This is a genomic window from Leisingera sp. F5 (assembly GCF_001593695.1).
In genome coordinates this window covers 1-1,152 of record NZ_LUKH01001257.1, presented here as the reverse complement: position 1 = coordinate 1,152, position 1,152 = coordinate 1, and the positions used below count along the sequence as shown (strand labels likewise).

1 protein-coding gene is annotated in these 1,152 nt (G+C 62.7%); it reads right to left on the bottom strand.

Annotated elements, in window-relative coordinates:
* Positions 1–1,115, bottom strand: a 1,115-nt coding sequence (locus tag A2I95_RS40595; protein WP_367153222.1) for a peroxidase family protein, incomplete at its 3' end; no start/stop codon positions are given.
* Between the last annotated feature and the right edge of the window lie 37 nt (positions 1,116–1,152).

Here is a 1,152-nt window from a genome sequence, read left to right as displayed (position 1 = left end):
GTCATCATCGGTGCATGGCGCTTGCTTGGGTCATGGGCATCCACTACCATATGCTCGGGCGCCACATCCTGCGCGTGCCATTGCTGCGCCCCTGCGGGGCTTTTCTCCAGCTTCCACTCGTAACCGAACAGCACGTCGAAGTACCCCATGTCCCAGGTCGTCGGGTTCGGCTTCCAGGCCCCCTCGATACCCGAGGTCGTGGTGTCGCCGCCTTTGCCGGAGCCATGCGCATTGATCCAGCCAAGGCCCATCTGCTCCATTGATCCGGCTTCCGGCTCGGCACCGACCAGTTCAGGATCGCCTGCACCATGCGCCTTGCCAAAGGTGTGGCCGCCCGCGACCAGCGCCACGGTTTCCTCGTCATTCATGCCCATGCGGGCAAAGGTGTCGCGCACATCCAGCCCCGAGGCCGCCGGGTCCGGGTTTCCGTTCGGCCCTTCGGGGTTCACATAGATCAGGCCCATTTGCACCGCTGCTAGCGGGTTTTCCAGATCGCGGTCGCCGGAATAGCGCGCGTCGCCCAGCCAATCGGTCTCGGTGCCCCAATAGATGTCCTCCTCGGGCGCCCAGATGTCTTCGCGGCCGCCGCCAAAGCCAAAGACAGGGCCGCCCATCGATTCAATGGCGCAATTGCCTGCCAGGATCATCAGATCGCCCCAGGAGATCTTGTTGCCGTACTTCTGTTTGACCGGCCACAACAGGCGCCGGGCCTTGTCCAAGTTGCCATTGTCCGGCCAGGAGTTCACCGGCGCAAAGCGCTGGTTGCCGGTGCCGCCGCCGCCGCGGCCATCGGCGGTGCGGTAAGTGCCGGCACTGTGCCAGGCCATGCGGATGAATAGCCCGCCGTAATGGCCGTAGTCCGCAGGCCACCAGTCCTGGCTGTCAGTCATCAGCGCAAACAGATCCTTCTTCACGGCCTCCAGATCGAGCGTCTTGAAGGCCTCGCGGTAGCTGAATTCAGCCCCCATCGGGTTCGACTTGGGCGCATGCTGATGCAGGATCTTTAGGTTCAGCTGGTTCGGCCACCAATCCTGGTTCGAGGTGCCGCCGCTGTCTGTGTTCAGCGCAGCGCCGTGCATCACCGGGCATTTTCCTGCGGGGGTATTTCCGTCCATATTCTTCTCCGATCGTGGCTTTAAATAGTTGAACTGC